The organism is Gemmatimonadaceae bacterium (assembly GCA_036504815.1).
Lineage (GTDB): Bacteria > Gemmatimonadota > Gemmatimonadetes > Gemmatimonadales > Gemmatimonadaceae > PNKL01.
Genome location: DASXUN010000020.1, coordinates 12975 through 35675, shown reverse-complemented (window position 1 = coordinate 35675; position 22701 = coordinate 12975). Strand labels below are relative to the sequence as shown.

Here is a 22701-nt window from a genome sequence, read left to right as displayed (position 1 = left end):
GCCAATCGCTATCCGCGATATGCGGGATCGCCGTCGGGCGGACCCAGGTGCTTCTCGGGTGTCTCGAGAATGTCGCGCACGAGGCTGAGCGATCGCGCGCTGTAGAAGGCGTCGTGGATGCGCTCGTCAAAGCTCCAGCGCACCCGCAGTCCCGGCTTGACCACGAGCGTCTCGCCCTCGACAAACGGCATGTACGCCGGAGCCGACACGGCGCCGAAGATCGAGACCGTGCCGTACTCGTACAGGTGGTGATAGGCGTCGCTGATGCCCACCGAGCCGAGGTTGGCGAGGAAGATGCTCGCGAACATCGGGTCGGAGGCCGTCATGAAGCGCGGAAAGAGGTTCCAATGGTCGAGCCGCTTGGCGAACGCGACGAGCGCCCGCACCAACGGTCCGGGGAGGAGCATGATCAACGCGGTCTCCCGGTCCACCGCGCGCTCGGTCTGCTGGGCGTCTCGAATGGTGGTTACCAGCCGTCCGGCGAAATCGGCGAACGGCTCGCCGTGCGCGACCTCGAGCTTGACCGTCGTCGACTGGCCCTCGTCCGTGAGTTCCTTCTTCACCACGAACGAGATCTGCACGCCACGCCGCTGGTACAGCCGTCCGCCCGACACGAAGCGGTTCAGCTCCGGCCGCGCGTGCAACGCCTGGGCCACGGCGTAAGCCAGGACGTGGAAGAGCGTGGCGTGCTGGGTGTGGCTGCGGTTGTAGGCCTTGAGCCAGCCGCGCGTCTTCTCGATCCGGAACGTCGAGTCATTGAAGACGATGCTCTCGTTCCGGCCGGGCATCAGATACGGCATAATGCGCCGAATCGGCCGCTCGCCGCGGATCAGGTCGCCGTCGTGCCGCCGAAACAGTGGCATCAGCGGATCGCGCCGCGCGCGCTGACCGGCCACAGCGCCTCAACCACGCCGCGCCGCACACCGACGAACCAGTCGTGCAGGTTGACGGTGGGGTCGCAGTGTCCCGGCACCAGTAGCAGCTTGTCGCGGAGCACCGGTCCCTTGGCGCCCGCGGCAATGGCGAGCACGCCGTGCTCGTCGGACTCATTCACGTACTCGACGCCCGGCCACCGCCAGACGCCCGGCATTCCCGAATCGAAGGACATCGCCTTGAGGCCGGCATCCACCACCGCGCGCGGCGCGTCGGGTCGGCTCATCACGGTGGTCCAGATGAAGAGGCTGTGCTCGAACGGCGGCCACGCGTCGCTGAAGGTGTTGCGGCCGTAGTCCACGTCCATGAAGATGTACGAGCCCGGCTGGAGTTCGTCGAAGACGCCGCTCTCCAGCTCCAGCGGAAAGCTCCCGGTGCCGGCCCCGGTGACGGTGTCGCACGGAATGCCGTGCCCGACGATCAGCTCGCGCGACACGCGCACCCGCTCCACGGCGCCGGCAATGGCGGCGCGGCGGTCGGCGACGGCCCGGATATGTTGCGCACTCCCCTGATAGGCCTGCAGCCCGGCGAAGCGCAAATGATCGGACTGCGCGATCAACTGCGCCAGCGCGAGCGCGGGCGCGCCCGGCTCCACGCCGCATCGATTGCCGCCCACGTTCACTTCCACCAGCGTGTCGAGGCGCACGCCGGCGCGAGCCGCGGCGGCCGCCAGTGCGGAAACGTGCGCCGCGGAATCCACGCAAATGCCGAGCTTCGCCCGGCGCGCGAGCGCGCAGACGCGATCGAGCTTCTCGGTGCCGACGATCTCGTTGGAGATCAGCACATCCGGGACGCCCCCATCCACCAGCGCCTCGGCCTCACTCACCTTCTGGCAGCAGACCCCGACCGCGCCAGCCGCCATCTGGCGCTTGGCGATCTCCGCGCACTTGTGACTCTTCGCGTGCGGGCGCAGCCGGACGCCGGTGCCATGCAGCATGTCCGCCATGCGCGCCACGTTTCGCTCGAACGCGTCGAGGTCGAGGATGAGCGCGGGAGTGTCGACGGTGGAGAGGGGCTGGCCAATGATCGCTGGAGGTGGCGGGGTCACGGATGGTGTGTTCGGGTGCAGGGGCACGGTACGTGGTGGGGTGCAAGGGCACGGTACAGGGCGGGGTGCAAGGGCACGGTACAGGGTGTGGCGCAAGGTGCGGGGTGCGGAGTGTGGTGCGGAGGGAGGAGTCGGGTCTGACGCACGCCGCTTCTCCGGTGCACCCTGCACCCCACTGTGTACCGTGCCCTTGCACCACACCCTGTACCGTGCCCCTGCACCTCAATCATCTCTTCGCAATCTTCTCAACCGCCTCCATCACCCGCAGCAAATTTCCTCCCCACAGCGCAATGATGTCCTTCTCGCTGTAGCCGCGCCGCACGAGCTCGAGGGTCACGTTGATCGATTCGCTGGCGTTGTCGTAGCCCACCACACCGCCGCCGCCGTCGAAATCGGACGAGATGCCGACGTGATCGATGCCGATGAGCTTCACGGCGTAGTCGATGTGGTCCACGAAGTCTTTCACCGTCGCGCGCGGCGGCGGCGGGAACTGGGCGTCGATGGCCGCGAGCTTCTGCCGGTAGACCGCCATCAGCGAGTCGTTTGGTGCGCCACCGGGGCGGCGGGCGGCGCCCTGGCCGGCGGTTTGGCCGGCAGCCTGGGCTGTCTGACCCTGACCTCCGCGTGGCGGCATTCCCAACTCGGCGCGCAGTGCCGCGATGGCCGCCGCGCGCTCCGGCGAGTCAGGGGCCGGCACTTTCACGAAGCCGCTCAGCGCCACCATCTGCGCCACGCCGCCGTTCTTCTTGAGCGCCAGCAGCTGCTCGTCATCGAGGTTGCGGCGCACGTCGCACAGCGCCCGCACGCCCGAGTGTGACGCGATCACCGGCGCCTTCGACAGCGCCATCACCTGCAGGTTTGACGCCTTGGACGGGTGCGAGATGTCCAGCATGATGCCGAGCCGGTTCGCTTCCGCCACCACCTGCCGGCCCAGCGGGCTGAGACCGTTCCAGCGCCAGACGCCGTCGGTCTCGCCGGTGCCGGAGTCGGTAAGCTGGTTGTGGCCGTCGTGCGCCAGCGAGAGATACCGCGCGCCGCGGTCGTAGAACAGCTTCACGTTCGTGAGGTCGGTGCCGATGCCATAGCCGTTCTCCACGCCCATCAGCGCCACCTTCCTGCCCGCAGCATGAATCTTCCGCACGTCGGCGGCGGTGTACGCGATCGCGATCCGGTCGGGCGCCATTTTCTCGGCGAGTGTATGCACCGCGTCAAACTTCTCGAGGTCGCCCGCCTTCGCGGCGGCGTAACCCGAATCGCTGAAGTCCTGCCGCTGTCCGACGTAAATGCTGAAGAAGACGGCGTCGAGTCCGTCCCGCTCCATCTTCGGCAGGTCCACCTTGTTGCGCTCGATGCCGGTGACGTAGTTCGGAGGCGGCCCGATCATCTGCGCCGGATTGAAATCCACGTGGGTGTCGATCTTGATGGCCTTGGCGTGGATGGCACGCGCCTTGGCGGCGAGCGCGGGATCGTCCTGCGCGCCGGCGATGGCGGCGGACGCCAGGCACAGCGTGAGGGCGCGGAGCAGACGCGAGCGCAGCATCTCGGAACTCCCATGAGGGTGGCGAGGAGCCGCCACGCGGCGGCCCCGGAATCTGCGGCACCCGGTCGAGTCCCGCATCCCCGCGTACGCATCAACTGTACCGAACGATGACGGGGTGCCGCGGGTGACACGCCTGTTTCTTCCCTGACAAACCGCCGACACGGCGTGCGCGGACTGAGCGCCTTTGCCTCGCAGGCGACGAAGGAAAGGCCCTACACCTCGTGCGACGTCTGGCGTCGCGCGGGCCAATAACGCCGCGTGACGCGGGGAGAAAAGCAGCCTCGAAGAAGCGGGTATTGCCACGGCCGCGTTTGCGCCGAGAGCGCTCCACTCACGCGGCACACGTGGTAAAGCCCTACACCGCGTAATCCCTGCTACGCTAGGCGCTGCCCGTTCCGCGTCGTATGGTGACAATGCCCCCCTCAGCTAAGGTTGCGAGGGCACGTAATGAAATCGACAAGCCGCCGGTCTTTTCTCAAGGCCAGCACTGCCATAACCGCTGTAGCAGCCGGACTCACCCCAAGCACCGCGAACGCCGGCCCCAAGAACATTCTCTCGCCCGATCGCATGGGCGTGCTGGTCGATACCACGGTCTGTATCGGCTGCCGCAACTGCGAATGGGCCTGCAAGACGGCGCACGACCTGGAGACGCCGCCACTCGACACGTACGAGGATCCGAAGCCGCTCGAGGAAATGCGGCGACCGGACGAGACGGCGCTGACCGTCGTCAACAAGTTCGAGAACCCGGCGCAGCCGGACCTCGCCACGACGGTGAAGGTGCAGTGCATGCACTGCGACCATCCGGCCTGCGTGTCGGCCTGCATCGTGGGCGCCATCACCAAGCACGAGAATGGCGCCGTCGTCTGGGACACCGACAAGTGCATCGGCTGCCGCTATTGCATGGTGGCGTGCCCGTTCCAGATCCCGGCGTTCGAGTATCGCAAGGCCATCCAGCCGCGCATCATGAAGTGCGACTTCTGCGTCGACCGCCAGGCCCAGGGCAAGCTGCCGGCCTGCGTGGAGTCGTGCCCCGTGGAGGCGCTCACCTTCGGGCCGCGCGAGGAACTGGTGCGCGTCGCGCGCGACAAGATCCGCCGCGCTCCCGACCGTTACGTCGACCACGTCTACGGCGAGCGCGAGGTGGGCGGCACCAGCTGGTGCTACCTCGCCGACCGGAACTTCGATCAGCTGGCCTTCCCGAAGCTTGGCGAGAAGCCCGCGCCCGGCGTCTCCGAGAGCATCCAGCATGGCATCTTCGCCTACTTCGTGCCGCCGGTCTCGCTCTACGCGCTCCTCGGCGCCGTGATGTGGACGTCGCGGCAGCGCAGTGAGGACGAGGAGGAGCAGTCGTGACCCACTTCCACCGTCCGCAGGCCATCGACCGGAAGTTCCTCACGCCCGGCGTCATCGTCCTGCTCCTGCTCGCCGCCAACGGGCTCTTCTGGCTCGGCGGCCGCTTCCTGTTCGGCATCGGGGCGGTCACCAACCTGAACAACCAGTATCCGTGGGGGATCTGGATCGGCATCGACGTCGCCGCGGGCGTCGCCCTCGCCGCGGGCGGCTTCACCACGGCCGCGCTCGGGCACGTGATGCACCGCGAGCAGTATCACGCGGTCGTGCGTCCTGCGCTCCTCACCGCGATGCTCGGCTACACGATGGTGGCGATCGGCGTCAGCATCGACATCGGCCGCTACTACTACATCTGGCACCCGCTCATCATGTGGAACGGGAGCTCGGCGCTCTTCGAAGTCGGCATGTGCGTCATGATCTACATGACCGTGCTGTACATCGAGTTCCTCCCCATCGTGACGGAGCGGTTCATCGGGCGGGTCGACCTCCCGGGGGCGCTCGCCCGGGTCAACGAGCCGGTGGACCGGCTGCTGCGCCTGCTCGACCGCACGCTCTCCAAGACGATGTTCGTCTTCATCATCATGGGCGTCGTCCTCTCGACGCTGCACCAGTCGTCGCTCGGCACGCTGATGGTGATCGCGGGCGCCAAGATGCACCCGCTCTGGCAGACTCCCATCCTGCCGCTCCTCTTCCTGCTCTCGGCCATCTCCGTCGGCTTCCCGATGGTGATCTTCGAGTCGCTCATCGCGGCGCGGTCCTTCGGGCTCAAGCCCGAGATGCACATCCTCGGCCGCATGGGCCGGATGGTCGCGACGCTCCTCGGCATCTACCTCGCCGCGAAGCTCGGCGACCTGTTCATTCGCGAGACGTTCGTCTACCTCAGGACGTTCAGCGTCGAGAGCGTGATGTACGTGATCGAGATGTTGTTCGGGATCGTCGTGCCGCTCCGCATGTTCATGTCACCGGCGGTGCAAAAATCGCCGCTGCTCCTGTTCGTCGCCGCGACGCTCGTCGTGGGCGGGGTGCTGCTGAATCGCATCAACAACTTCATCATCGCGTACACGCCGCCCTACGCGACGCATCCCTACTACCCCTCGTTCGGGGAGATCTCGGTCACGGTGGGGTTCATCTCGATCCTGGTGCTGCTCTATCGCGTGATCGTGCTCAACTTCCCGGTCATCAGCCTGCCCGATCGCCGGATGATGCCCGCCTCGAAATACTCCGTCCGGGGATAATGCCATGACCCGCATCACCTCCGTCGGACTGCTCCTCCTCGTCGCCAGCGCGACGGCGGCCACGCAGGGACGCCCGGCGTCGCGCGGCACCGGCGTCGCCATGGATTGCAAGGCGTGCCACACCTCGCCAACGCCCACCAAGAACACGCCCGCCCTCTCCGCCTGTCCGCGTCTCAAGATCACCGGCTATCACGCCGTCGACGAGGCGCCGGGGACCTTCACCCTCAGCACCTCGAGCAAGACGTACGGGCCGGTGCAGTTCCCGCACCGCGAGCACGCGCACATGGCCGAGACGGGGAAGGGGTGCGCGGGCTGCCATCACTACGACCAGGCCCGCCCCATCCAGAAGTGCAAGAACTGCCATGCCGTGTCGCGCAAGCGCGAGGAACTGGGCAAGCCCGACCTCAAGGCCGCGCTGCACCGCCAGTGCATCGAATGCCACCGCGAGTGGAACCCGACCGGCACGTGCAGCACCTGCCACGCCAAGGCGGGAGTCGTGGTGGCAACCAAGACCAAGGTCACCACGCCCGATCGCATCATCTACGAGACGCACGCCAAGCAGGGGCAGTCGGTCACGTTCTTCCACAAGGACCACACCGACCGCTTCGGGCTGGCCTGCGCCGACTGCCACCAGCAGGAGTCGTGCGGCGCTTGCCACGATCGCAAGCGCGCCGCGCTGGGCCAGGCCGCGATCACCCGGCAGACCGCGGCCGGGCTGACCGAGGAGCAGGCCCACGAGCGCTGCGCCAACTGCCACACCACCGACGCCTGCGCCACCTGTCACAAGGGCATGGCGTCGCGCGCGCTCGCCTTCGACCACGGGCGCCGCACCGGCTTCACCCTCAACCGGTTCCACGCGCGGCTCGACTGCAAGCAGTGCCACAAGACCGCCGGAACCTACGCGAGGCTCGGCACCGACTGCGAGAGCTGCCACAAGGGGTGGCAGGCGAAGTTCAACCACGCGCACGCCGGCCTCGTGCTCGATGAGCAGCACCAGGAGATCGAGTGCGCGAGCTGCCATGAGGACAAGACGTTCCGCGCCAAACCTGTGTGCGCCAGCTGTCACGACGACAAGGCCTGGCCGGCGCAGAAGCCGGGCAAGCCCGTCGCCCGTGAGGCGGCGAAGAAATAGCGTATGAAGTTCTTCCGCACGCTCGGCTCGAAGCTCACGGTCGCCGTGGGGCTCATCGCCCTCGTGACGATCGCGGCCTTCGCCTTCTTCAACAGCCGGTCCGACAACCGGGCCATGCTGGCGGAAGTCGAGCGGCATGCGAACCAGCTGAGCGAGGCGGTCAAGTCGAGCACCGAGTTCGACATGCTCCTCAACCAGCAGGAGCGCATCCACGAGACGGTGCGGCGCATCGGGCAGGACCCGAGCATCCAGCGGATCCGCATCATCAACAAGTCCGGCACGGTCATCTACTCGTCGGACAGCGCGGAGATGGGCAAGTCGCTCGACAAGAACGCCGAGGCGTGCACCCTGTGCCACAAGGCCGACCAGCCGCTCGAGAAGGTGGACATCTCGGAGCGGACGCGCGTCTACCGCGTGCACCCCGATTCCGGGCGCACGCTTGGCATCATCAACCCCATCTACAACACGCGCACCTGCTCCTCCGCGGCCTGCCACTATCACCCGCGGTCGCAGAAGGTGCTGGGCGTCCTCGACGTGACGCTGCCCCTGGCCGAGATCGACAAGGCCATCCACCGCGGCCAGATGGAAGTCCTCATCCTGGCGGTGGGCGCGTTCTTCGCCCTCAGCCTGATCATCGGCCTGCTGGTGCGGCGCTGGGTGACGGTGCCGGTGCGGCGCCTCGCCGAAGCCACGCGCCACGTCGCCGGCGGCGACCTCAACTACGTGATCCCCGAGGAACGGGATGACGAGCTGGGCATGCTCGCCCGCTCCTTCAACAACATGACGCAGCGCCTCTCGGAGGCGCGGCTGCAGCTGGTCCAGTCCGACAAGCTCGCCTCGCTGGGCCGGCTCGCGGCTGGCGTGGCGCACGAGATCAACAACCCGCTGACGGGCGTCCTCACCTACAGTTCGTTCCTGCAGAAGCGCACCAAGGACCAGCCCGAGGTGCAGGAAGACCTCAAGGTCATCGTGCGCGAGACGATCCGCTGCCGCGAGATCGTGAAGAGCCTGCTCGACTTCGCGCGGCAGTCGGTGCCCAAGAAGGGGCAGGCCGCCATCAATGACGTCATCGCGCGCGCGGCCGCGGTGGTGGAGAACCAGCTGCAGCTCAATCGGGTGAAGCTGGTGCAGGAGCTCGGCGCCGACGTCCCCGCGGTCACGGTGGACGCGAACCAGATGCAGCAGGTCTTCATCAACCTGTTCGTCAACGCGTCCGACGCGATCGGCCCCGACGCCGGCGGCGGCACCATCACCGTGGCGACGTCGCGGCTCAAGCTCTCGCCCGTCGGCATCACGCAGATCAAGAAGGCGCAGTGCCCCAAGCGGCACAGCCTGATCAACGCCGAAGTGCGCATCGACAACAAGCCGTCCATTCGCGTGCGGGTGCGCTTCGAGGGGAATGAGGGGTTCATCTACCGCGACCCGATGTACGGGATGGCGCGGCACCAGTTCGGCATCGCGCCGGAGCCCGGGATGCACGTCGAGGTGATGTGCCCCGAGTGCGCCGCCTCGCTCAACGTGCACGGGTCGCCGTGCCCGGAGTGCGGCTCCGCCACTTTCCAGTTCGAGGTGCCGGGCAAGGGCTTCGTGGAAGGGTGCACCAACCGCAACTGCACCTGGCAGCGGTGGGCCGATCTCGAGAAGGGCGGCGACCGGGACTTCATCGAGATCCAGGTGCGCGACACGGGCTCCGGCATCCCGCGCGACGAGATCCCGCGCATCTTCGAGCCCTTCTATTCCACGAAGGGACAGAAGGGCAACGGCCTCGGCCTCGCCGTCATCTGGGGCATCATCGACAACCACAACGGGTCGATCTCGGTCGACAGCGAAGTGGGGATCGGCACGACGTTCACCATCCGCATACCGGTAGAGCCATGAAGCCCAGTCGTGACATTCTCGTCGTGGACGACGAAGACGTGATCACCCACGCGGTGCATCGGGTCTGCACGGCGGACGGTTTGACGGTGGAAGTCGCCCGCGACGCCGCCGAGGGGATGGGGCACGTGCTCCGCGCCGGGTTCCGCCTGATCATCAGCGACGTGATGATGGCCGATGTGGACGGCTTCGCCTTTCTCACCGACCTGCGCCGCCGCCGCATCAACACGCCCGTCATCCTGACGACCGGGATGTCGACGATGCAGAACGCGGTGCGCGCGTTGGGGGCCGGAGCCATCGACTTCATCCCGAAGCCGTTCACGTCGGACGAACTGCTCGCCTCGGTGCGCCGCGGGCTGGTCTATGCGCGGCTGCGGGCGGAAGCCGAGGCGTCGGCGCACGACGAGCGCCCCGATTCGATCGCCTGGGTGCCGCCGCCGCCCTCGTACTTCCGCCTGGGTTACCACTCCTGGCTGATGCAGGAGCGCGATGGCACGGCGAAGGTGGGCGTCACGGACCTCTTCCTGCGGACCGTGGACAGCATCCAGGCGGTGACGCTCGCCGCCGAAGGCGATGAGCTGGTGCAGGGCAGCAGTTGCGCGACCGTCACGGCCGCCGACGGGCTGGAGCACAGCGTGCTCGGCCCGGTGACCGGACGGGTGGTGGAAGTAAACGCGGCGATGGCAGCGACGCCTGCCGGACTGGAGCGCGATCCGTACTTTGACGGATGGCTTTACCGGGTGCTCCCCTCCGAGTTGCAGTACGACCTGCATCATCTGACCGCGTGCAGTTCCGATCGGATGTGAACGTCAACTCAGTTGAGGACTCACCCATATGGTACTCCTACTCCTGCTCGTTTCTGTCGTGCTGTTCGTGCTCGCCGATATCGGCGTGCGCGAGGTCACGAAGTCCCTGAGCGAGAAAGCCAAGCGGCGCGAGCGCGAGGAGGCGCTGGCAGTGAGCCTCAAGCTCGATGTGTCGCGCGAGGCCAAGACGCTCAAGCGGGCCGAGGTGTCCGACCCCGTCGCCCGCATCCTTTGCGTGGACGATGAGAACGTCATCCTGGATTCCTTCCGCAAGATCCTGGTCCTCGACGGCTACGCCGTGGACACGGTGCAGACGGGCCAGGAGGCGCTCGGACTGGTGCAGACGCACCACTATGATTTCGTCTTCACCGACCTCAAGATGCCCGCCATGGACGGCGTGGACGTCGTGAAGGCGGTCAAGCACATGCGCCCCGACATCGACGTGATCGTCATCACCGGCTTCGCGACAGTGGAGACGGCGGTGGATTGCATGAAGTTCGGCGCCACCGACTACGTGCAGAAGCCGTTCACCGAGGATGAACTGCTCGCCTTCGTGAAGAAGACGCTCATCCGCCGGCAGGACCGCATCGCCAAGCTGCTCAAGCCGTCGGTGCACGTGTCGCACCTCCCCGAGGCCGATCGCGTGCGGCGCAGCGAGTTCTCCATCCCGGGCGGCGCGTTCATCGCCCCGGGGCACACCTGGGCCACGATGGCGCAGGACGGCTCGGTGAAGGTCGGCATGGACGACTTCGCCAAGAAGCTGCTCGGCCCGGTGGATTCCATCGAGTTCCCGCCCATCGGGATGACGGTCAAGGCCGGCCAGCCGCTGTTCGTGGTGCGGCAGAAGAAGCGCCGTGTGCAGTTCGGGTCGCCGGTGAGCGGGCGCGTGACCAAGGTCAACGCGATGCTCGGCGAGGACCTCGAGGCGCTCGAGATGACGCCGTACGCCAAGAACTGGATCTGCGTCATCGACGCCGACAAGCTGGACGTCGAGATCCCGCAGCTGAAGATCGGCAAGGCGGCCGTGGCGATGTTCGAGGAGGACATCGACAAGTTCCGCAGCCAGATGAAGGGGCTGCTCGGTGATGCCGCGACGGGCACCGAGGCCGACGACGCGATCTACCGCGGCGAGCTGAGCCAGCTCACCGACGACCAGTCGGAGCGGGTCGCGAAGGAGTTCTTCGCGAGGTAGCCGGTTTCTTTCATCGCGCATGCCGCTGGCGCTTCATCACGGAGACTGGAGAGCACGGGGTGTCTCCGTGATGAAACCGCCCCGCGTGCTACCGCCACCGCCGGATGACCCGTGCCGTGAGCACCTTGTCGAGCTTGGGAAACTCGCGCGCCAGGTACGCCTCGCCTTCCTTGGCAATCGCGTCCTGGCTCGGGCCCTTCCCGCGCGGCGGACCGTCGCCGTAGCCCTGGTACAGCGAGTCGACCACTCCCATCCCGGCCACCACCTGCGCCACGACGCTGAACCCCAGCGGGTCGAGGCGCTGGTTGTTCTTGAGGTTGATGAAGAGCTGCGTGGTGCGCGTGTTGGGGCCGCCGGTGGCGAAGGACAGCGTGCCGCGCACATTGCCGCGCTTCACCGTGTCGTCGGCAAAACGGCGGTCCTTCCACGCGCGCTGCACCGCCGGGTCGCCGTTCATCCCGAACTGCACGACGAAATTCGGGACGACGCGGAAGAACCGCACGCCGTCGTAGTACCGATGGTTCACCAGCCAGTGGATGCGATCGGCGCCGCGCGGCGACCAGTCGCGATGCACCTTCAGGTCAAAGGCGCCGCGCGTCGTGGTGAAGCGGACGGTGAAGCTGTCCGGGCCGATGGCGTCGAGTCCCGCCGGTGTCGGCGCGGTGAGCGGAACGGGGCGGTGGCAGGCGGCGAGTACGGCAAGGAATGCGAGACAGGGAAGCAGGCGTCGCATGCAGTCGCGCGATGAGGGGAGTGGAGGACTACTTGAACACTCCCGTCAAGATATCGATAATGACCCCGGCGCGCGTCGCCACCACCGCGTCGCCAACGATCCCGTATGACACCCCGTCCATCGGGCGCGCGATGCGCAGCAGGTCGGGCGGCAGGGCGCGCTTGGCGATCCCCGGCGGCAGCGGCTTGCCCCGCGCGAGGTTCTTGGCGATCCCCGGGGGAAGCGGCTTCGCCGACATCGCGTGCGTCGCAAAGTAGTTCTGGTATGCGGCGCGATCCCCGTCGCGGAAGATCACCGACGCCGCGCTGTCGCGCCCCTTGTCCTTGTGGCCACGGCCTCCGCGCTGCTCCGACGACCGGCCCTGGGCGGCAAGATTGACGCTCGCGACGCCGAGCAATAGCGCGGCCGCGAGAACAGTCCAACGGTTTGCGAACTTCATGGGGCTCCTCCGGATTGTGCGTCCTCTCCCCTTGTACCGGGGCGGGGACGCACAATGTTCCGCGGGCGGCTGTCGCTCAACCGGCGGCGCGCACCTCGCTCAGCGCTTCCATCACCGCGCCGCGGGCCAGGGACACCTTGTACGCGTTGCCCGACAGCGGCACCGCGCCAACGCCGGCTTTCTGCGCCGCCCGCTCGATCAAACCGTCGGACAGTTCGTGCCCGATGAGCTCCTTCTCCACGGCCGGCGCCCGCCACGGGATCGGCGCCACGCCGGACAGCACCACGCGGGCCTGTGCGACCTTCTTCCCCTTGAGCGAAAGCACGACCGCCGCTCCGGTGAGCGCGAAGTCCCACGCCCCGCGCGCGCGCAGCTTGCGATAGGTGCTGACCGTCCCCGCCGCCGGAGCCGGCAGCAGGATGTCGGTGACGAGTTCGTCCGCCTCCACCACGGTCTCGCGCGTGTAGTCCTTGGTCGCGGGCACGAAGAACGCGTCGAGCGCCAGCGTGCGTGACCCGCGAGGGCTGACGAGGCGCACGCTGGCGTCGAGCGCCATCAGCGCCGGCGCCGTGTCCGACGGATGCACCATCACGCACACGTCGCCGCCGAGGATGGCGTGCAGCTGGTTCTCGCCTTCCTTGGCGAAGCAGGTGTCGCCGCCCTTGCGCGCGCACGGGAAATCGCCGCGGAAGTACCAGCAGCGCGGCCGCTGGCAGAGATTGCCGCCGATCGTCCCCTGGTTGCGCAGCTGTGGACTGGCCGCGGCCCCCGCCGCGGCGGACAGCGCGTGATACCGCTTCTGGATCAGCGGATGCGCGGCGATCTCGGCGAGCGTCGTCAGCGCCCCGATGCGCAGACCGCCATTCGACAGCTCGCTGACGCCGCGCAGTTCATCAAGCCCGTTCAGGCTGACGAGCTTCGTTGCCGAATAGACGCGGTCGCGCAGGCAGCCGAGCAGGTCGGTGCCGCCCGCGTGCACGCGCGCGCCCGGCGCGGAGAGTTCGCGCAGCGCCTGGCCGAGCGTCGTCGGCTTCACATATGAGAAAGTCGGGAGCATGTCAGCGCCCTCCCTTGGTGGCCAGCGCGGTGACGATCGACGCCGGGGTGATGGGCGCATCGAGCATGCGAGCGCCGATGGCATGGCACACCGCGTTGGCAATCGCCGCCGCGGACGGAACGGTGGCCGGCTCGCCGAGTCCCTTGGCGCCCACCGAGTTGCATTCCTTGTCGTGCGGATCCACCGCCACGAGCTCGAAGTCCGCCGGGAAGTCCATCGCCGTGGGGATCTTGTAGTCGTGCCACGATCCGCTGGCCAGCTTGCCGGTCTGGCGATCCATCACGCGGTTCTCGGTCAGCCCGAACCCGATGCCCATCGTGACGCCGCCGAGCACCTGGTTCTCGAAGGTGAGCGCGTTCATCACGCGCCCCGAGTCCTGGGCCGCCAGGTAGCGCACCACGCGCACGGCGCCGGTGCGCGTGTTGACCTCCACCTCGCAGAAGTGCGCGGCGAACGGAAGCGCCACCTTCCCCGCGGGATGCGGGGCGCGGCGTCCGACCCCCACCAGTTGCTGGCGCTGGGCCAGGCTGCGCAGGGCGGAGAAGGGGACTGGCTTGCTCTCGCCGGCGATGACGATGCTCCCGTCCTTTACGCTCAGCGTGGCCACGTCTTTCTTCAACTCCTCGGCCGCCAGCGCGAGCAGCTGGCTCTTCACGTCGGCCGCCGCCGCGCGCACCGCCGGCGAGTTCACCAGCACCGTCTGGCTGCCGCCCGAGCTCGGCGCGTACTGCGTGGTCGCCGTGTCGGCGTACTCGATGCGCACCTTGTCCACCGGCACGCCGAGTTCCTCGGCGACCACCTGCGCGAAGATCGTTTTGGTCCCCGTCCCGATGTCGGCTGCGCCCGAGTTGACGTTTGCGGAACCGTCCGGGTACAGCTTGACGATGGCCGTGGCGCTCGGCGATCCCGGGCCGCCCCACATGCCGGCCGCCATCCCCACGCCGCGCTTGAGATGGCTCTTCGACGCGCCCTGCTTGTGTGTCGCCGCCCAGCCGAACTTCTCGGCGCCGCTCGTCAGGCAGTCGGCAAGGCCGGTGGAGGTGTACGGCTGGTTGTTTCGCAGCTGGCTCACGGTGGCGATGTTCTTCAGCCGGAACGCCACCGGATCCATGCCGAGCTTCATCGCCAGTTCATCCATCACCTGCTCGAGCGCCCACGCCGCCTGCGGATAGCCGGGCGCGCGGAAGGCGCGCGCCTGACCGGCGTTGATGAGGACCGACGTGTCGGTCGCGCGCACGTTGGCGCACTGGTACAGGTCGAGCATCAGGTAGCTCGACGTCGCCCCGTTCGGGTACGCGCCGGACGCGCCGAGCAGCGTGGCGTCGATGCCGGCCAGCGTGCCGTCCTTGTGCGCGCCGGCCTTGACCGTGATGGTGTTCGCCGGCCGGTTGCCGACACAGCGCAACATCTCCTCGCGCGTCAGCACGCACTTGACCGCGCGCCCCGTGAGGCGCGCGAGCGCCGCGGCGATCACCGTGTACTTGCCCAGCTCCAGCTTGGCGCCGAAGCCGCCGCCCATGAACGGGCTCGTCACGCGCACCGAGGAGAGCGGCAGCTTGAACGCCAGCGCCAACGAGTCGCGCACGGCGTACACGCCCTGCGTGCTGTCCCAGACCTCGAGCTTGCCGCTGTCCCACTGCGAAACCGACCCGTGCACTTCCAGCGGGACGTGCAGCTCGCACGGCGTGCGGAACGTCCGTTCGACGACGACATCGGCTTTTGCGAGGGCCGCCGCCACATCGCCGCGCTGACTGGTTCGCGTGGGCGTGGGCTGGTTGCCGCGCTCGTGCACCTTCGGTGCGTCCGGCTTGATTGCCGCTTCGTAATCCACCACCATCGGCAGCCGCTCATACTCCACCACGATGGCACGCGCCGCGTCCGCCGCCTGCAGCGGTGTCTCCGCCGCGACGGCGGCCACTTCCTCGCCTTCGTAGCGGCAATGCGGGTCGAGCAGTTGGCTGAACGGTCCCTGGCCGGTGAGGATCCACGGGATCTTCGCGTCCGGCGAATCGCACGTGATGATCGCGTGCACGCCAGGCATCGCCTTCGCCGCGGTGACGTCGATCTTCTTGACCATCGCATGCGCATGCGGCGAGCGGACGATCGCGCAGTGCAGCATCCCCGGCAGGATGAGGTCGCGGGTGTAGACGGCCGTGCCACTCACGCGGTCGTGGCCGTCGATGCGCGGGATTGGCGCCCCCACCACGGTGGTCTTGTCCCACGGCGGCAGGTCGGTCACGTCGGGCGTGAAGCCCGGGCCTTCTTCGGCCTCGAGGGACTCTGACCAATAGATGTTGGGCTCTCTCATTGGGCACCTCCGCTCTTGCGAGTGGACGCGGCCCGCTGCACCGCCTTGAAGATGTGACCGTAGGCGCCGCACCGGCACAGGTTGCCGCTCATCCCCAGCCGGATCTCGTCGATGGACGGGTTGGGGTTCCGGCGGAGCAGCCCTTCCGCCGCCATCACCTGCCCGGGCGTGCAGAAGCCGCACTGATAGCCGTCTTCGTGGACGAAGGCCTTTTGCACGTCGCTCAGCTCTTCACCCTGGGCGAGCCCTTCCACCGTCGTGATGACCTTGTCCTGCGCCTCGACCGCAAGCGTCATGCAGGAGTACCGCGTGGTGCCGTCGAGCAGCACCGTGCAGGCGCCGCATTCGCCGCGTTCGCAGCCCGGCTTGGCGCCGATCAGGCCGAGCCGCTCGCGCAGCACCGAGATCAGCGTCTCGCGCGGTTCGACACCCAGGCGGTATTTCCGTCCGTTGACGTTGAGGACGATGCGCGTCGGCTCCGACTCGTCGCGCGGCGCCGGCTCGGCGGCGACGGGAATGGCGGCGCCGGCGACGGCCGCCGCCGCCGCGGTGCTCGATACCGTCGTGAGGAATCCGCGTCGGCTGACGCGTTTTGGATCGTCAGGCCCCTTGGTGCCGCGATCGGTCATCGAACCTCCCTGCGCGTGCGCGCGGGTCGATAGTCGGATCGGGGGGCCTCTGTTTCAATTCTACTGTTGGGTGCGCGGCTCCGCGAACCCCTTTGCCAGCAGCCAGATGATGAGCGCGCCGTGACTGACCGGCAACCTCGGTGCGACCGCGGTCCGGCAGGAGGTCATTCGTGGCGACCGGTCGATGTCCGTTGATACTGCAGCGCGCCCGACGGGCAGCGGTCCACCTGGGCGGCGATCTCCTCCGGAGAGGCGGCCTCGGCGTGAATCCAGCGTTTGCGGCGCACGTCGAAGACGAGCGGCAACCCGCGCAAGCAGACCCCCGAGTGCACGCAGACCGCGGGATCGAACGTGACGGTGATGCCCTCGGCTTCATAGGTTTGCAGTCGCTTGCCCATCCTCTCCTCCGCATACGGGTCTGGGTGCTCGAATGTCCTGCGCGCCGGCGGTCGCCCTGCTGAACTTATAATGAGAAGATCTGCACAACGCGCCGCCTGCGCGGCGCCATCGGGATGGGGATCACCTGGGCGGTCGGCTGGGCGATCACCGGGATCGGCATCGGCGTGGCGAGCCTCCTTGCCGGCCTTCCTCGCGCCGTTCATGCTGGCGGGCGCAGCATTCGCCTCGGCCTCGCTCGTCATCGCCCGGCAATCTGAGCGCAAGGCGCTGGCCGCGGGTGATGACCTGGCCGACGTCAGGCTCACCGACACCGAGAAGCGCGAACTGCTTGGCGTCGATGCGCGCACGGGCTGACTGCGCGCCTACTTGATGACCGGCATCGAGACCACGCACCGCGTCAGGTATTGCGGACGTGGCCCCTGCAGCAGATGCATTTCCCACTCCGGCGCGTCTCGCTTCCGCTCGGCGAGCCGTTGTGTCATCGAATGCGCGTCGCCCAACAGCCGGCGGCCGACGACCTTCGACTCGCCATCTGCCGTCGCCTTCACCTCCATCAGGAGACACTCGCTGCCGGCGACCACCTTCTCCGCGTCGACGCCACGCAGCGTGTTCCCTTCGAGCAGGATGTCCTGATTGGGGAGCGGCGCGCGCGCCACGGCCATCGTGTTGGCGGTGATGCGGGTGATGGTGCACTCCACTAGCCCTGCGTCGAATGCCTTCTGCAGGGGAATGTGGTCCATCGAGAAACCGCCGCGCGCCCGCACGAGCAGTTGCGGTGCCTTGTCGCGCCAGAGGATGAAGGCAATCCCGCCCGTCGGGAGGCGAATCCGTTCGGCCAGCGATTCGAGGTCGGTGAGTGCCGATGTCATTGCGGTCGCTCCTGGTGCGGCGGCGAAGAAGTCGCGTCCGACAGAAAGTCGCTTCAACAAGGAGGCTTGCAATACATAGAACTGCAATGTATAATGGATCTATGTATCTGTCGTTTCCACCCTCACTCCGCCGTCTCCGTCGCTGATGGCTATCGGCAAGGATCTCGTCGCCGCGTCGGCTACACCGCTGGTGCTCTCCATCCTCGCCGAGGGGGAGAGCTACGGGTACGCCATCATCCGGCGCGTCGGTGAGTTGTCGGGCGGCGAGATGCAATGGACCGACGGCATGCTGTACCCCGTCCTGCATCGCCTCGAGCGCGACGCGCTCGTGAAGTCGAGCTGGGGCGAATCGGAGACGGGTCGGCGACGGAAGTACTACCAGTTGACCAAGGCGGGCGCCGAGGAACTGGAGCAGCAGAAGCGGCAGTGGCAGATCGTCAACAAGGCACTGCGTGCGACCCCGTTCAACTCGAAGTAGCGCGCGCCGCGAGACGGCGAGCGGCGCTGCGCAGGAGGCATCCCCGTGCTGGAAGAACTGATCAAGGAATGGCGGTCGTACGTGAGTCGCGGGCGGGCCATTGACGCCGCGGACGTGAACGAGCTCGAGGACCACCTGCGCAGCCAGGTGGCCGATCTCCAGGCCTCGGGGCTGTCCGAGGAGGAGGCCTTCCTGATCGGCGTGAACCGGCTCGGCCGCCTTGACGGCATCGCCCGCGAGTTCGCGCGCGAGCACTCGGAGCGTCTCTGGAAACGGCTCGTCGTGGCGGACGCCGCCACCGGCGGCACGGACTGGCGGCGCGAGGTCGGCGTGGCCATCGGGTGCGCCGTGGGGGCCGCGGTGGCGGTGAAGCTCCCGGCGTTCTTCGGCCTGTCCATGCACGACAAGGCCGCGGAGTCGTTCTACCTGCGCAACCTCAGCCTGTTCGTGCTCCCGTTCCTCACCGCCTTCTTCGTGTGGAAGCGCGGCGTCGACACCAAGACGCGCGTCGGGCTCGCCGCCTTCTTCGCGGTGGGCGCGCTGCTGATGAACCTCCTCCCGTTCACGCCGCTCGGCGACACCGAACGGCTGGCGGCGCTGCACCTGCCGATGGCGCTCTGGCTCACGGCCGGCGTCGCGTATGCCGGCGGCGCGTGGCGCAGCCACGACCAGCGCATGAACTACGTCCGCTTCACCGGCGAGTGGTTCATCTACTTCGTGCTCATCGCGCTCGGCGGCGGCGTGCTGATGGGGACGACGATGTTCATCTTCCAGGCCATCGGGCTCAATCCAGAGCACTTCATGCAGAACTGGATTCTCCCGTGCGGCGCGGCGGGGGCGGTGGTGATTGCCGGCATGCTGGTGGAGGCCAAGCAGAGCGTCATCGAGAACATGGCGCCGGTGCTGACGTACATCTTCACGCCGCTCTTCACGGGCCTGCTCCTCGTCTTCCTCGGCACCACGCTGGTGACCGGGAGCGGCGTGGACATGAAGCGCGAGACGCTCATCGGCTTCGACCTGCTGCTGGTGCTCGTGGTCGGGATGCTCCTGTACGCCATCTCGGCGCGCGATCCGCAGAAGCCGGCCGGCTTCTTCGACGTCCTGCAGTTCGCGCTGGTCATCTGCGCCCTGCTGGTGGATGCGATGGCCCTGTCGGCCATCGTGGCGCGCATCTCCGCGTTCGGCTTCAGCCCCAACAAGGTGGCGGCGCTCGGCGAGAACATCATTCTCGTGGTGAACCTTGGCTGGTCGGCCGTGCTCTACGGCAAGTTCCTCACTCGACGCGCGGGCTTTGCGCCGCTCGAGCGGTGGCAAACCGCGTACCTCCCCGTCTACGCCGCGTGGGCGTGGATCGTGGTGGCGGTCTTCCCGGTGGTTTTCGGGTTCCGATAGCGCGCTATCGGATCCTCCGCTCCTAGATCAGGTAAGGTACGACGGCTTTCACTTCGCGCGCGTACTCGACATACCCGGGGAGTTGCGCGCGCAGCAGCCGCTCCTCGGCGACGATCCTGGCGATGATCACGGCGGTGATGGCGACGCCGACGCTCGCCGAAGTGCCCGACCAGTGACTCAGCACGGCGGTCCAGGAGAAGAGCAGCATCGCCGTGTACATCGGGTGCCGCATGAATCGATACGGTCCGCGGCGAATCACCGCGCCGCCGGGAGCGGCGCACACGCGGAACGTGCCCTGCTGAAATGATCGTCGTGCCCAGAGACTGAGGGCGGCGGCCGCCACCTGCGCCGCGATGGCGGCAGGCGCGGCGGAGAACAGGTTGCCCGTCGCCCCCAGGTAGGCCAGTGCCGCCAGGACCAATGCGAGCGGCAATGGAGAAGTGAGCATTGGCGCCTCCGCTATTCGGCCGTGGTCGCATCGATGACCGTCTTGATCTCCGACACACGATCCGCCGGGAAGCCACCGCGCTGGGCGTGCTCGCGCACCATCGCTTCGTTGGGCGCGCGGTAGATGCAGTAGATCTGGTCGCCGGTCACGTAGCTGTGCACCCACTGGATTTGCGGACCCATCGCATTCAGGACGCCGCACGACTTCTGCGAGATCCCCTTCAACTCGGCGGGGGTCAGCTTGCCGGCGCCAGGAATGTTGCGTTCGATCAGGTACTGGGGCATTGGATACACTCCGGGTACGGGGGGCCTGCTCGAATACCAGATTTCAACATACCACATATCGTGCCGGCGGAAACCACGCCGGCGCCTACCGCTTCGATGAACCATTCAGCGCCACGGCCGCCTTCACGAGGGCCTTGAAGGCCCGCGCATTGACGCGCTCGCCGGCGTGGAGGTCGATCGCCCGCCGCGCGTTGCCTTCGAGGCTGGCGTTGAACAGCCGCGACGGGTCCTCGAGCGACGCGCCCTTGAAGAAGGTGAGCTTCACCACGCTCTTGTACGTCTCGCCCGTGCAGACGCCCCCGTGGTGCGACCAGACCGGGGTCCCCATCCACTTCCACTCCTCGGTCATCTCCGGATCAGCGTCCAGAATCAGCGCGCGCATGTGAGCGAGCGTCTCGCCGCGCCAATCGCCGAGGTCGCGAATTCGCTGGTCGATGAGATCGGACGCGCGCGCTCCGGCGGCGCGCTCCGAGTCCTTGGCCCGAGAAGTCTCTCTGGTCATTGCGGCTCCGTGGCGAGGCGGTCGGGCGCGCGTTCAGGCATTGGTACCCGCGAGCACCGACTCCAGCCGGTCGAGGTTCTGCTCGTTCGCGGGCTCGACCACCTGGCGTACTTTCGCGGCGACGACGGCGCTCTCAAACACCTGGACCCAGTCCACGTGCGTGCCGGATTGATGACGGGGGCATCGTTGACTCGGTGAAGGAAAGGCTAACGGCGTGGGATCACGGGGCGGTCAGAGCGGGTCACCGCGCCAGCGGATTCACGCACGATGATCGGGCGACAAGCATCCGTTCCAGTTTCGCCGTGTCGGCGCGCGCGACTGGCATCGGCGCGAGCCCTTTCGGGTCGACCGAGACGACCGGCATCGGACACTGGCGCGACTCGGCGAGCGGCGGCGGCGCCGCCGGATTGTCGGGTACGGTCACCAACTGGCGCACAAGCGGCCGGTCCGGACCCTGTTGCTGGAGGAGCCACGTTGGCTGGCGCTGCGGCGCGTAGCCGACGCTCAGCTGCTCGCGCATGGCCTGCATCAACCGAAGGTTTCCGGCGACAGTCGGGACGGCATTAGCCGTGACCGCCTGCGCGAGCAGTGGCGGCGCGGTCCCGATCGCCCCGAGCAGCGCTGCCGTCATCAGTGTGCGACGCATCACCGGAATCCTCCGCCGAGGGTCGGGCAACATTCTACAGTATGGCGCTATTCGACGGGCAAGTGCTAGACGTCCTGTGCGTACACAATGAAACCCGCGTGCCGGGCCACCTTGTCGTACAGTAGGCGACCCGCGGCATTCGTCTCGTGCGTTTGCCAGTAGACGCGCCGAATCCCCGCCGCTCGCGCCGCCTGGTACACTCCCTCGATCAACGCCCGTCCCACGCCGCGACCGCGCGCGCTCTCCGCCGTAAACAGGTCCTGCAGGTAGCAGGTGAGCTCGATCCGTGTCGTGCTGCGATGGTACAGGTAGTGGACCAACCCCACCACCTTGCCGTCCGATTCGGCGACGAGCGCATGCACCGGTTCGCTCGGCTCGAAGAAGCGGTGCCACGTCGTCCGGGTGATCTCCTCGGGAAGTGACGTCGCGCCGCTGCGGCCGTAGAACGCGTTGTAGCCATGCCAGAGCGGGAGCCAGGCCTCATAGTCGCCCTGCTGAATCGCGCGCACGAGAATGGAAGCGGTCATGAGTGGAGTGAATGGTCAAGTGAGAATGCCGTCGGTCGGCGCGTCGCGTCCCGTCGGCGCGTGTACCGCTCAATCGTCGATCGGTTCCGTTCCGGCGATGGCGTCCTTCATCGCCCGGATCTCCTCGGGGGAGTGGCCCGGCCATCGGCGACGTAACCGTCGAGCGACATGGACATCAATGCGATGACCTTGGACACTGCGTGCTCCTTGAGGGGGGGGACCGCACCAGTCTCGTCAGCCCGGCAGCGGGAAGATGCTTCGCAGGTCCTTGCTCAACAGCACCTGCTCCGCATCACTGAGTACACGCACCTCTTCGCCGAGATCCTCGGCGTTGATGAGCACCAGCGCCTTGCGCCAGTCGCCCTCCTCGTAGGGCACCGCCAGGAAGTATCGCACCGAGGGGTTGTCGAGCGCGTCGTCGTTCAGCACGAGGACGGCGTCGGTCCCCTCCGGCCAGCCATGGATGCGGTGCACCGCGCCGCGCACCTCCCAGGGGCCACGCAACTGAAAGAGCGCGGGCAGGACTTCCATGGTGTCGGTCACCACGCGCTCCGAGACGCGTCCGGCGAGCGACGTGAGCGAGGTGACGGGCACCGACACCATCTGCGACGTGTCCACCGCCCGCGGCTGGTCGAGCGGCTCGAATGCGCCGACGGGCGTGAAGTCGTCGCGGTCCACCAGCGGCCGCCACCAGGTGCTTCGGATCTTCCGCAGGCTCGCGATCACCGCGAGGCCGGTCTCCTCGGCGTACTCGGCGGTCGACAGGCAGACGCAAAGATGCCGGCCGCCGGACGGCTCTCCCGGCAGCACGATCTCGTGCAGGTATACCAAGCCCGTGGTCGGTCTGGTCAAGGTCTCTCAGCTCCGGCAAATGACGCC

Annotated in this window: 26 protein-coding genes; 9 read left to right on the top strand and 17 right to left on the bottom strand. The window is 67.6% G+C overall.

The genetic code is table 11. From position 1 onward, the window contains the following. Window positions 1-8 precede the first annotated feature (8 nt). The 3 genes from VGJ96_09385 to VGJ96_09375 form a co-directional block, all read right to left on the bottom strand. On the bottom strand, window positions 9-863 hold the full coding sequence (locus tag VGJ96_09385) for a hypothetical protein (GenBank protein HEY3287312.1): 855 nt from the start codon (window positions 861-863) through the stop codon (window positions 9-11). Continuing rightward, complete coding sequence (locus tag VGJ96_09380; protein ID HEY3287311.1) at window positions 863-1981, bottom strand: DSD1 family PLP-dependent enzyme; 1119 nt, start codon at window positions 1979-1981, stop codon at window positions 863-865. The genes VGJ96_09385 and VGJ96_09380 overlap by 1 nt, the downstream gene beginning before the upstream one ends. Window positions 1982-2207: 226 nt before the next feature. Then, entirely contained in the window at window positions 2208-3521 is a 1314-nt protein-coding gene (locus VGJ96_09375; GenBank protein HEY3287310.1) for a dipeptidase, read from the bottom strand. Window positions 3522-3968: 447 nt separating this feature from the next. On the opposite strand from VGJ96_09375, the gene VGJ96_09370 reads away from it, so the two are divergent. Genes VGJ96_09370 through VGJ96_09345 form a run of 6 tightly spaced genes read left to right on the top strand, consistent with a single transcriptional unit; the run spans window position 3969 to window position 11111 of the window. Beyond that, a complete protein-coding gene (locus tag VGJ96_09370; GenBank protein HEY3287309.1) occupies window positions 3969-4874 on the top strand; it encodes a 4Fe-4S dicluster domain-containing protein in 906 nt (301 codons plus the stop codon). Next, window positions 4871-6106: a Ni/Fe-hydrogenase cytochrome b subunit gene (gene hybB / locus VGJ96_09365; protein HEY3287308.1), complete on the top strand. Its 1236-nt coding sequence runs from the start codon at window positions 4871-4873 to the stop codon at window positions 6104-6106. Before VGJ96_09370 ends, hybB begins: the two co-directional genes overlap by 4 nt. A gap of 4 nt (window positions 6107-6110) precedes the next feature. After that, complete coding sequence (locus tag VGJ96_09360) at window positions 6111-7238, top strand: cytochrome c3 family protein (protein HEY3287307.1); 1128 nt, start codon at window positions 6111-6113, stop codon at window positions 7236-7238. Between the two features lie 3 nt (window positions 7239-7241). Continuing rightward, the gene (locus VGJ96_09355; GenBank protein HEY3287306.1) at window positions 7242-9116 is read left to right on the top strand and encodes an ATP-binding protein; all 1875 of its coding nucleotides are present in this window, start codon (window positions 7242-7244) and stop codon (window positions 9114-9116) included. Then, window positions 9113-9919 carry a response regulator gene (locus tag VGJ96_09350; protein HEY3287305.1) on the top strand — a complete coding sequence of 269 codons (807 nt, stop codon included), beginning with the start codon at window positions 9113-9115 and terminating at the stop codon, window positions 9917-9919. Before VGJ96_09355 ends, VGJ96_09350 begins: the two co-directional genes overlap by 4 nt. 28 nt (window positions 9920-9947) lie before the next feature. Further along, entirely contained in the window at window positions 9948-11111 is a 1164-nt protein-coding gene (locus VGJ96_09345; GenBank protein HEY3287304.1) for a response regulator, read from the top strand. 88 nt (window positions 11112-11199) lie between these two features. Here the strand turns inward: VGJ96_09345 and VGJ96_09340 are convergent, their stop codons facing one another. From VGJ96_09340 to VGJ96_09315, 6 genes are all read right to left on the bottom strand, one after another. After that, window positions 11200-11844, bottom strand: a complete 645-nt coding sequence (locus VGJ96_09340) for a peptidylprolyl isomerase (GenBank protein HEY3287303.1) — start codon at window positions 11842-11844, stop codon at window positions 11200-11202. A gap of 28 nt (window positions 11845-11872) precedes the next feature. Then, window positions 11873-12283: a hypothetical protein gene (locus tag VGJ96_09335; protein ID HEY3287302.1), complete on the bottom strand. Its 411-nt coding sequence runs from the start codon at window positions 12281-12283 to the stop codon at window positions 11873-11875. Between the two features lie 76 nt (window positions 12284-12359). After that, the gene (locus tag VGJ96_09330; GenBank protein ID HEY3287301.1) at window positions 12360-13340 is read right to left on the bottom strand and encodes a xanthine dehydrogenase family protein subunit M; all 981 of its coding nucleotides are present in this window, start codon (window positions 13338-13340) and stop codon (window positions 12360-12362) included. Window position 13341: 1 nt separating this feature from the next. Further along, window positions 13342-15648 carry a xanthine dehydrogenase family protein molybdopterin-binding subunit gene (locus tag VGJ96_09325; GenBank protein ID HEY3287300.1) on the bottom strand — a complete coding sequence of 769 codons (2307 nt, stop codon included), beginning with the start codon at window positions 15646-15648 and terminating at the stop codon, window positions 13342-13344. Further along, complete coding sequence (locus tag VGJ96_09320) at window positions 15645-16277, bottom strand: (2Fe-2S)-binding protein (GenBank protein ID HEY3287299.1); 633 nt, start codon at window positions 16275-16277, stop codon at window positions 15645-15647. Before VGJ96_09320 ends, VGJ96_09325 begins: the two co-directional genes overlap by 4 nt. A 164-nt stretch (window positions 16278-16441) precedes the next feature. After that, the gene (locus tag VGJ96_09315) at window positions 16442-16675 is read right to left on the bottom strand and encodes a (4Fe-4S)-binding protein (GenBank protein ID HEY3287298.1); all 234 of its coding nucleotides are present in this window, start codon (window positions 16673-16675) and stop codon (window positions 16442-16444) included. A 178-nt stretch (window positions 16676-16853) separates the two neighbouring features. Here VGJ96_09315 and VGJ96_09310 point away from each other — a divergent pair, with 178 nt between their 5' ends. Then, window positions 16854-17030, top strand: a complete 177-nt coding sequence (locus VGJ96_09310) for a hypothetical protein (protein ID HEY3287297.1) — start codon at window positions 16854-16856, stop codon at window positions 17028-17030. Between the two features lie 8 nt (window positions 17031-17038). Here VGJ96_09310 and VGJ96_09305 read toward each other — a convergent pair whose 3' ends face one another. After that, complete coding sequence (locus VGJ96_09305) at window positions 17039-17545, bottom strand: hypothetical protein (GenBank protein ID HEY3287296.1); 507 nt, start codon at window positions 17543-17545, stop codon at window positions 17039-17041. A 145-nt stretch (window positions 17546-17690) separates the two neighbouring features. Here VGJ96_09305 and VGJ96_09300 point away from each other — a divergent pair, with 145 nt between their 5' ends. Next, the gene (locus VGJ96_09300) at window positions 17691-18023 is read left to right on the top strand and encodes a helix-turn-helix transcriptional regulator (protein ID HEY3287295.1); all 333 of its coding nucleotides are present in this window, start codon (window positions 17691-17693) and stop codon (window positions 18021-18023) included. A gap of 45 nt (window positions 18024-18068) precedes the next feature. Continuing rightward, window positions 18069-19415, top strand: a complete 1347-nt coding sequence (locus VGJ96_09295) for a permease prefix domain 1-containing protein (protein ID HEY3287294.1) — start codon at window positions 18069-18071, stop codon at window positions 19413-19415. Between the two features lie 22 nt (window positions 19416-19437). Here the strand turns inward: VGJ96_09295 and VGJ96_09290 are convergent, their stop codons facing one another. The 7 genes from VGJ96_09290 to VGJ96_09260 all read right to left on the bottom strand — a co-directional run bounded on the left by VGJ96_09290 (window position 19438) and on the right by VGJ96_09260 (window position 22674). Continuing rightward, window positions 19438-19863, bottom strand: a complete 426-nt coding sequence (locus VGJ96_09290; GenBank protein HEY3287293.1) for a methyltransferase — start codon at window positions 19861-19863, stop codon at window positions 19438-19440. Window positions 19864-19874: 11 nt separating this feature from the next. Next, the gene (locus VGJ96_09285; protein ID HEY3287292.1) at window positions 19875-20147 is read right to left on the bottom strand and encodes a DUF4242 domain-containing protein; all 273 of its coding nucleotides are present in this window, start codon (window positions 20145-20147) and stop codon (window positions 19875-19877) included. A gap of 85 nt (window positions 20148-20232) precedes the next feature. Further along, the gene (locus tag VGJ96_09280) at window positions 20233-20649 is read right to left on the bottom strand and encodes a DUF1801 domain-containing protein (protein HEY3287291.1); all 417 of its coding nucleotides are present in this window, start codon (window positions 20647-20649) and stop codon (window positions 20233-20235) included. A 33-nt stretch (window positions 20650-20682) separates the two neighbouring features. Beyond that, window positions 20683-20805, bottom strand: a complete 123-nt coding sequence (locus tag VGJ96_09275; protein ID HEY3287290.1) for a hypothetical protein — start codon at window positions 20803-20805, stop codon at window positions 20683-20685. An 85-nt stretch (window positions 20806-20890) separates the two neighbouring features. Then, the gene (locus VGJ96_09270) at window positions 20891-21298 is read right to left on the bottom strand and encodes a hypothetical protein (protein HEY3287289.1); all 408 of its coding nucleotides are present in this window, start codon (window positions 21296-21298) and stop codon (window positions 20891-20893) included. 62 nt (window positions 21299-21360) lie between these two features. Next, entirely contained in the window at window positions 21361-21822 is a 462-nt protein-coding gene (locus VGJ96_09265) for a GNAT family N-acetyltransferase (protein HEY3287288.1), read from the bottom strand. Window positions 21823-22056: 234 nt separating this feature from the next. Further along, window positions 22057-22674, bottom strand: a complete 618-nt coding sequence (locus tag VGJ96_09260; protein HEY3287287.1) for a hypothetical protein — start codon at window positions 22672-22674, stop codon at window positions 22057-22059. Window positions 22675-22701 lie beyond the last annotated feature (27 nt).